The following is a 7,163-nucleotide window of genomic DNA, read 5'->3' as shown; positions in this document are numbered from 1 at the left end:
ACTGATCGCCCCGCCAGGAATGGGCAAGACTGTGATGGCGTGCGCGGCGATCGCCGAGCGTGCCACGTCGACATTGATCCTGGTCGACCGGAAAGCGCTGGCGGACCAGTGGCGCCAACGTTTGCTGACTCACCTGGGAGTCAAGTGTGGCCAGTTCGGTGGGGGACGGTCAAAGACCACGGGCATCATTGATATCGCACTGTTGCCGACACTTGCGCGGCGAGGAAATGCTCACGAGTTCGCCGCCGGGTATGGATTGGTCATCGTCGACGAGTGCCACCACGTCGCGGCTGCTGCCTTTTCTGATGTGCTCCAGCAGATTTCGGCACGGTTCTGGCTAGGCCTTACGGCCACACCCGAGCGACGTGACGGACTCGAAGACCTCACCTTTCACCAACTCGGCACCAACAAGATCTTGGTTTCCGCACCCGCCGCCGGAGAATTGTCGGCCGCCGACGACGTACAGCCTCCACAGCTTGTGTTACATGTTCATGCCACGCGCTTCCGATACTCCGGGGATGCTGAACCCGGGCTGCCGGGTGGGATGGCTGAGATCTATCGCGCACTGGTCGCCGACGCGGACCGACTCGAGATGATCGTTTCAGACGTCATGGCCTCCCATCGGACTGGTCGCAACGTGCTGGTGCTCACGACGTGGGTGAATCACCTCACCGCGATCAGCGACAAACTCGCCGAAGCGGGTTTCGAGACCACGGTTCTCCGTGGGGGAATGAAAGCAGCCGAACGGCAGAAGACGCTGACTCGACTCGCTGAACATTCACCCGGGGATACGCCCCTTCTGGTGGTGGGAACGAGTTCTTTCATCGGCGAAGGTTTCGACTGCCCAGCGCTGGACACTTTGTTCCTTGCCGCGCCTATTACCTTCAAGAACCGTCTCGTCCAGTACGTCGGTCGCGTCACCAGGGCGTTCCCCGGTAAGGACTCGGCGGTAGTCCACGACTACCACGACGAGCAGACGCCGGTTCTGGCTTCATCGCTACGCAAACGAGCTCCAGGCTATGTAGCCCTCGGCTTCCCCGACCCGCGGCGGCAGTTGGGATAGTCGCTCTCCGCCCCCGGGTCGATTGCGCCCCGATGCCTGGCTACGGCTGCTAGGCCGTTCCAGGGGATTAGTTGGTCCGCGTAGTGCAACTACTGGGTGAATTCGTTCTCAACACGAGGTGATCGTTCGGAATTCGTCCTGCGCGCATCGGGATCGGGGTTTCAGGAACTTGTGCTGGTTGTCGGATTCCGGAACTATTCCGAGCATGTCGATTTCTCGTTCCCGCTCCATCGCCATGACGTTAATGGCGACCGTAGCGCTCGTTCTCCCCATCGGCGGTGGTCTTGCCACCGCAGATACTGCGCCCCAGAGCTTCACGCCGCTGGAGCTGGTGGGTCCGTACCCGTCCGATCTCCCGCCGGGCGGGACGTATCTCCCGGTTCTCGATGGCTTCACCGAGCTCCGCGACAACAATCCCGCGGTGATCGCTCAGAACCTCGACACGGTCGTGTCGATCAACAACGGCGCGACGCCGGAACTGCAGCAGGACGCCATCGAGATCAACTACGACGATCGCCTGGTCTCGCTGTCGGTCGCGCTCGGTGCGCAGCTCGGCCCGGTGTTCTTGGATCTGCTGGACGCCGGCAAGCTGCCGAAGGTTGCCGCGCTCGCAGAAGGCGATCTCGCGCGCACCGGACTGCCCTCTGCGACAACGCTTCCCGAGAAGGAGTTCTTCGGCAATCCCCGTCCGTTTGTGGCGGCGCCCGAGCAGATCAAGCGCTACGACCGTCCTGGTGGTCACCTTTACGCCGAACTCGAGACGAACGGGTCATACCCGTCGGGCCACGCCAGCCAGGGTTATTGGAAGGGTGCGCTCCTCGCGTCGTGGCTGCCAGAACTCGGACCGCAGATCATCGCCCGCGCCGGTGAGATCGGGCTCGGACGCGTTGTCCTCGGTGTGCACTATCCGCTCGATGTCCTCGGTGGCCGCCTCATGGCGATGGACCTCGCCGCCGCTCGCCTCACCGACCCGGGGTTCGATCGGCTCATCGACGACGCCGGCGTGCAGCTGCGTGAGCAGCTCGAGAAGGCTGTTGGAAAGCCGCTGACGGAGTTCATCGCCGCCGACACCCCGTACCTGTCGACCGAGGACGCCGTTGCCGAGCACCGGAAACTGATGACCTATGGCCTGCCGCGCATCGCGCCGGATCAGCAGAACAAGATCCCGGCTGATGCCGCCGCGCTTCTGGAGACCAGGTTCCCGAACCTGACCGATGCGCAGCGCCTCGATATCCTCGAGCAGACGGCGATCCCGGCCGGCTACCCGCTCGACAAGTCGGGCCCTGACGGCGGCTGGCTGCGGATCGACCTCGCAGCGGCGTACGCGGTCGACTCCCAGACCTGGAGCAAGTAGAGGGTCCCTGTGACCGTCTGACATCGACACCAAAAGGCCCGACCGGAACTTCCGGTCGGGCCTTTTGCTGTCAGCGCTTACCCCGCCGCCCCTGACCTGGAGCGGGCCGAGCGGAAGGTGGCGGACCGCTGGGTGATGCCTTCACAGCGAGGGTCCGGTCGGCGGTCTCTTCTGCATCGAGTCTGCGGAGCACCCAGTGTTGCTGTGCCAGCGTCCAGCCGTTGTTGGCCAGCCAGTAGATCCCGATGGCGATCGGCAGGAACGGTCCACCCACGATCGCGCCGATCGGGAACACCCACAAGGCGAGGTTGTTCATCATCGTCGTCTGAGGTGTGGACAACGTGGTGGCGCTTCGGGCCAGGTTGGCGCGAGCGGTGAAGTGGGTGGCCACCGCGGCGATCACCATCAACGGGACGGCCACGGCTGCGATCGCGAGCCGGCTCACCTCACCGAACGCTTCGATGTGCTCGACGGGCATCGTGATCGCGGCCGAGAGTGGCGCCCCGAACAGCTTGGCATCGAGGAACGACTGCACGTCGGTGGCCGAGAAGAGGGAGTTCGGTTTGAACGACCGCAGGACGTGGAAGAGCGCGAAGAACACCGGGATCTGAAGGAGAACGGGCAGGCATCCGAGTAGCGGATTGACACCGTGATCGCGTTGCAGCTGCTGCATCTCGGCGGTCAGCCGCTGCCGATCGCCCTTGTGTTTGCTTTGTAGTTCTTTGATTTTCGGCTGGAGCTTTTGCATTTGGCGTTGTGTACGAACCTGTTTGATGAACGGCCGGATCAGGATCAGGCGCAGCGTGAACACCAGGAACACCACTGCCAGCGTCCAACAGACGCCGCTGTCGGGGCTTTGGAGAACGAAGGCAAAAACCTTGTGCCAGAACCACAAGATCGCGGACACGGGATAGCAGATTACGTCGAGCATGATGGAACACCTCACTGCGAGGCACATCGACGCCAGGGCCTGGGTGATCTACACAGGGCTCAGCGGGCGGCGACGTGGGGGGATGGGCCTACGAGGACAAGAGCAACTCGTGTCGACCAAACCGGTGCCGGACGGGGAGTCCGGTCACAACAGATCAGGCCGGTCGTAGACCGCTTCCGGGTGCCCTGGGACGTGGGCGACCATCGGTATCCGGGTTTGTCTGCCGCCGGAACGACCCGCGCAGGCACCGTTCGTCGCTCGAAGGACCGGAGTTCCCGACAACGACCAGCAGTAAGAGATCGCGTGAGCGTTCCATTGCGAACGCCGAGAGGAGCAGGACTGCAACAGACGCGCCGACGGCGACGAGGCCGGCCTGGTTGTCGAACGCGACGGGGACCGCGACCACAAAAAGTGCGGCCACGACGAGTGCAAGCATCCACCTGCTCAGTTCGCTCGCCCCCGAGATCATGTGATCGAACATACCGCAGTCGTGGTGTGGCATAGCCCCGGAAATCTCGGTCTCTGCCGAAGAAAAGGGCCTGGCCTGCTGATTTGGGAATTGCCGTGTCTGTGTCATATTCTGATTCAGCTCCCAACGGAGAACACCGGCCCCCTTCGTCTAGCGGCCTAGGACGCCGCCCTTTCAAGGCGGTAGCGCGGGTTCGAATCCCGTAGGGGGTACGCATGTCACTGACAATGACAAGCACAGCAAGGCCCTGTGGCGCAGTTGGTTAGCGCGCCGCCCTGTCACGGCGGAGGTCGCGGGTTCGAGTCCCGTCAGGGTCGCAAGAAATTGCGACTAGATGTCCAGGTTGCCTGGATGTCGTTCGGCCAGGTAGCTCAGTTGGTACGAGCGTCCGCCTGAAAAGCGGAAGGTCGTCGGTTCGATCCCGACTCTGGCCACCGATAGCTTCCAGTCAGCACGCCTGATGCCTCCAATCCGGTCCTCCACGAGGACCGGATTTTCGCGTTCCCAGGGTTCACAGCGTGCAGCGAGCCTGCGGGGAGGGGTCGTGAGGTTGACCAGGTAGTCCGCAACGGCAGTGTTCACGCAATTGTTGGCGCGGAAAAGGCCACGGTGTGCTGTTCGCCCTCGACGGTGAGCAAGGAGCCGCCGAGGGTGTCGGCCAAACTGACGCCGCCATCGTACGGCGTGGACGGATCGCCAGTCATCGAGATCGTCAGCGTGTCCGGTAAGCCCTCGATTCCAGCGGCGTACGGATACCCCAACGTTGGTTCTGCAGGCCAGAATTCGCACATATCGCGTGCTCCGGCCGGTCCTTGTCCGGGGTCGGTGAACGGTGCGGCCTGCTGGTTCTGTTGCCGCACAGCGACCTGTTCCTCGGGGGTGCTGCGCTGTTCGTCCATGCAGTTGATCGCCAACAGCGCCTCGTTGAAGTTGGGGTAGTGTCCGTCGGCGTCGCGGCCGGCGACGGCGTCGAAGACGCCATTGAAGTCCATCAGGCGGCCGTCCGGGCCGACGAGCGGGTTCTCGATCAACGGTCGCGCCAGCTCCTGAAAGGCTTCGGTGGCCTTGCTCGGGTCGGTACCGAGCGGGCACTGCGGGTCTGTGGCGCAGAAGGCGGCCATCTCGTCAACGACAGCTGGAACCCGGTGTATTGCGAAATGCGGCGCTGCGCGGTCCCCAACTGGGGGTCGATGGCGCCGTCGAGGACCATGGCCCGCACGTTCTGGGGGAACATTTCGGCGTACACCGCGCCCAGTCGGGTGCCATAACTCTGGCCGAGATAGCTGAGCTTGTCGTCGCCGAGAGCGGCTCGCAGGATGTCCATGTCGCGGGCCGCGTCGCGGGTGCACACATGGGCCAGCACGTCCGCGCCGCCGGACCCCTGGGCGCACTGCTCGACGATGCGGCGCGTGTCCTGCTCGGTCCACTGTCCTGCGCCGACCAGGAGGGTTTGGGTGGCGCCCCCAGCGTCAGTTTGCTCGTCGGAGAAACACTCGCCGCGTGCGGGCGCCTTGAGCAGCGCGATCTGCGCGGTCCGGCCGTCCGGTTCGTCGTAGTCCAGCGGCAGCTCGAGGCGGGCGCATCCGATCGCGGGGTCGGCCGCGAAGGTGGTCTCGTCGGCGACAGTGGTGGCGTAGCCCTGACACGGCTCAAACGTGAGCTGTTGGTCGTAGAACCGTTGCAAGTCGGCGGCCGGTTCCGAGGATGTGGTGCAGGCCGTGGCTGCGAGTGCCAACAGCGCCGAGAGGCAGATCGCGACCGCCGCGCGCAGGGTGAAAGGTGGTGATGGGCTCATGAGCAATCAACGTCCTCCGTCTGATTGGTGCACGGGTTTGCTTGCGGTGTAATGGTTTCGGCTGCTCGGGCTTACGTGTTTGTCTGATCCGCGGCGAAGCGATCTTTGATCTGCGGGGCCAGACGGTGGGCCAGTTCGGCCCGAGAGTGCACGGGGCTGCCAGCAGATTGACTGTATTCGGTTTCATAACAATGGATTTGACTCATACTTCTCCAGTGTGGGGCGGCTGACTCAGCAGCTGCGGTCGGCCTCGGGCATGATGCCGTTGACGAGGTAGTCGGTGATGACATCCTGGGCGCACTCGTTCGAGCCGAGAACGTAGACGCCGTGGCCGCTGCCGTCGACTGTGAGAAGTCGTGACCGGTCGCCGAACTTGTTGTTGATCAGCTCGCCGTTGCTCAGCGGTGTGACGGGGTCGCGCCGGTGTTGGGCGACAAGGACATTCGTCAGGCCGTCAGCTTCGACCGGGACCGGCGGTTCGCTGCGCTCGAGCTGCCAGTACGCGCACGGCATTATGTTCGCGCCGGCCGCGCCGAACAGCGGGAACTTCTCGCGGTCCTCGTCGACAGCTTGCTCATAGACGTCGGGGTCGCGTGGCCATTCGACGTCGTTGCACGTGACCGCCAGGAACACCGACCATGAATTGTCGAACGCCGAGAGCGTCTTCGAGACGGTCGGGCCCTCGGACGCAGGGTTGTCCAGCGACGCCTTCCACGTCTGCGCTGCGGCTTCGTACGACACGGGGTTGTACAGCGACACGAAGGTCCCGAGCCGGAAACTGCGCCCGTCGAGTCCTTGCACCGGTGTGCGGTCGAGCTTGTCTGCGATGGTGAAGTACGTCTGCCGAACCTGCTCGGGTGGCGGGTGTGAGCATGGGATCGCTGCGACACCATTTCCCGACCCAGCGCGCCCTGCGGGATGCGGTTCTCGAGACCATCTACGACGTCGTGACGGCGGATGACCAGGTCATTCACGACCAGTCGCTGCCCGCACGTGACCGTCTCGTGCAGTGTCTGCGGCTGGTTCTTGCGCCGCTTGTCGGCGAGCAGGCGCGGCAATCCTGGATCACGTTCCTGGAATCATTTGTGGTGCCCGAACCCACCGACCAACTGCGAACCTCTTACGCAGCGATCGCCGACGTGGGCACGCGCCGGGTCGAATACTGGTTGAGTGTTCTCGACAAGGAAGGTGCCCGGATCGAGGGCGATCTCGACCGCCAGGCGAGGTTCCTCAACACGGTCTTGACCGGTCTGTCGCTTGATCGTGCGATACCCGCCGACCATTCGCTCCTGGAGTCCGAGACGACGACGCTGTACCACGCGGTGGACTCAGTTCTGAAGCGCCCTGACGCGTGAGCGCTGCCGAAGAACCATCAACGGTGTCTGGCTGAAATCCCGGGATCGACGATGTCAGACCCCCGTGGCATGATCGAAAGTATGTTCGGGGGGACGGATTCAGAAGCCGAGCGGGTGACCGGGATCGGGCCTGCGGGGTCGTTGGGGCCCAATGAGATCTTGCGGGATGTCGAGCGTGCGATGGACGGGCAAGGCT

The 7,163-nt window shown here is 63.7% G+C and carries 8 protein-coding genes and 3 tRNA genes; 6 read left to right on the top strand and 5 right to left on the bottom strand.

From position 1 onward, the window contains the following. Both VIQ49_RS11575 and VIQ49_RS11570 read left to right on the top strand, forming a co-directional pair. Positions 1–1,063, top strand: a 1,063-nt coding sequence (locus tag VIQ49_RS11575) for a DEAD/DEAH box helicase (protein ID WP_331884620.1), incomplete at its 5' end; no start/stop codon positions are given. A 244-nt stretch (positions 1,064–1,307) separates the two neighbouring features. Further along, positions 1,308–2,417 carry a phosphatase PAP2 family protein gene (locus VIQ49_RS11570; protein ID WP_331884618.1) on the top strand — a complete coding sequence of 370 codons (1,110 nt, stop codon included), beginning with the start codon at positions 1,308–1,310 and terminating at the stop codon, positions 2,415–2,417. A gap of 70 nt (positions 2,418–2,487) precedes the next feature. Here VIQ49_RS11570 and yidC read toward each other — a convergent pair whose 3' ends face one another. Both yidC and VIQ49_RS11560 read right to left on the bottom strand, forming a co-directional pair. Then, on the bottom strand, positions 2,488–3,348 hold the full coding sequence (gene yidC / locus VIQ49_RS11565; protein ID WP_331884616.1) for a membrane protein insertase YidC: 861 nt from the start codon (positions 3,346–3,348) through the stop codon (positions 2,488–2,490). A 154-nt stretch (positions 3,349–3,502) separates the two neighbouring features. After that, a complete protein-coding gene (locus VIQ49_RS11560; RefSeq protein ID WP_331884614.1) occupies positions 3,503–3,817 on the bottom strand; it encodes a DUF6412 domain-containing protein in 315 nt (104 codons plus the stop codon). 139 nt (positions 3,818–3,956) lie between these two features. On the opposite strand from VIQ49_RS11560, the gene VIQ49_RS11555 reads away from it, so the two are divergent. The 3 genes from VIQ49_RS11555 to VIQ49_RS11545 all read left to right on the top strand — a co-directional run bounded on the left by VIQ49_RS11555 (position 3,957) and on the right by VIQ49_RS11545 (position 4,251). Beyond that, positions 3,957–4,029, top strand: a tRNA-Glu gene (locus VIQ49_RS11555). Between the two features lie 31 nt (positions 4,030–4,060). After that, a tRNA-Asp gene (locus VIQ49_RS11550) sits at positions 4,061–4,134 on the top strand. 43 nt (positions 4,135–4,177) lie between these two features. Further along, positions 4,178–4,251 (top strand) — tRNA-Phe (locus VIQ49_RS11545). A gap of 144 nt (positions 4,252–4,395) precedes the next feature. Here the strand turns inward: VIQ49_RS11545 and VIQ49_RS11540 are convergent. From VIQ49_RS11540 to VIQ49_RS11530, 3 genes are all read right to left on the bottom strand, one after another. Beyond that, on the bottom strand, positions 4,396–4,848 hold the full coding sequence (locus tag VIQ49_RS11540) for an alpha/beta hydrolase (protein ID WP_331884612.1): 453 nt from the start codon (positions 4,846–4,848) through the stop codon (positions 4,396–4,398). After that, positions 4,845–5,612 carry an alpha/beta fold hydrolase gene (locus VIQ49_RS11535; RefSeq protein WP_331884610.1) on the bottom strand — a complete coding sequence of 256 codons (768 nt, stop codon included), beginning with the start codon at positions 5,610–5,612 and terminating at the stop codon, positions 4,845–4,847. The genes VIQ49_RS11540 and VIQ49_RS11535 overlap by 4 nt, the downstream gene beginning before the upstream one ends. A gap of 231 nt (positions 5,613–5,843) precedes the next feature. Further along, positions 5,844–6,413 carry an alpha/beta hydrolase gene (locus VIQ49_RS11530; protein ID WP_331884608.1) on the bottom strand — a complete coding sequence of 190 codons (570 nt, stop codon included), beginning with the start codon at positions 6,411–6,413 and terminating at the stop codon, positions 5,844–5,846. Positions 6,414–6,484: 71 nt separating this feature from the next. On the opposite strand from VIQ49_RS11530, the gene VIQ49_RS11525 reads away from it, so the two are divergent. Then, positions 6,485–6,967 carry a TetR/AcrR family transcriptional regulator gene (locus VIQ49_RS11525; RefSeq protein ID WP_331884606.1) on the top strand — a complete coding sequence of 161 codons (483 nt, stop codon included), beginning with the start codon at positions 6,485–6,487 and terminating at the stop codon, positions 6,965–6,967. Positions 6,968–7,163 lie beyond the last annotated feature (196 nt).

The sequence above is a fragment of the Williamsia sp. genome (genome assembly GCF_036566845.1).
In the GTDB taxonomy this organism is placed as follows: domain Bacteria; phylum Actinomycetota; class Actinomycetes; order Mycobacteriales; family Mycobacteriaceae; genus Williamsia.
This window is presented reverse-complemented; position numbering and strand designations above follow the sequence as displayed.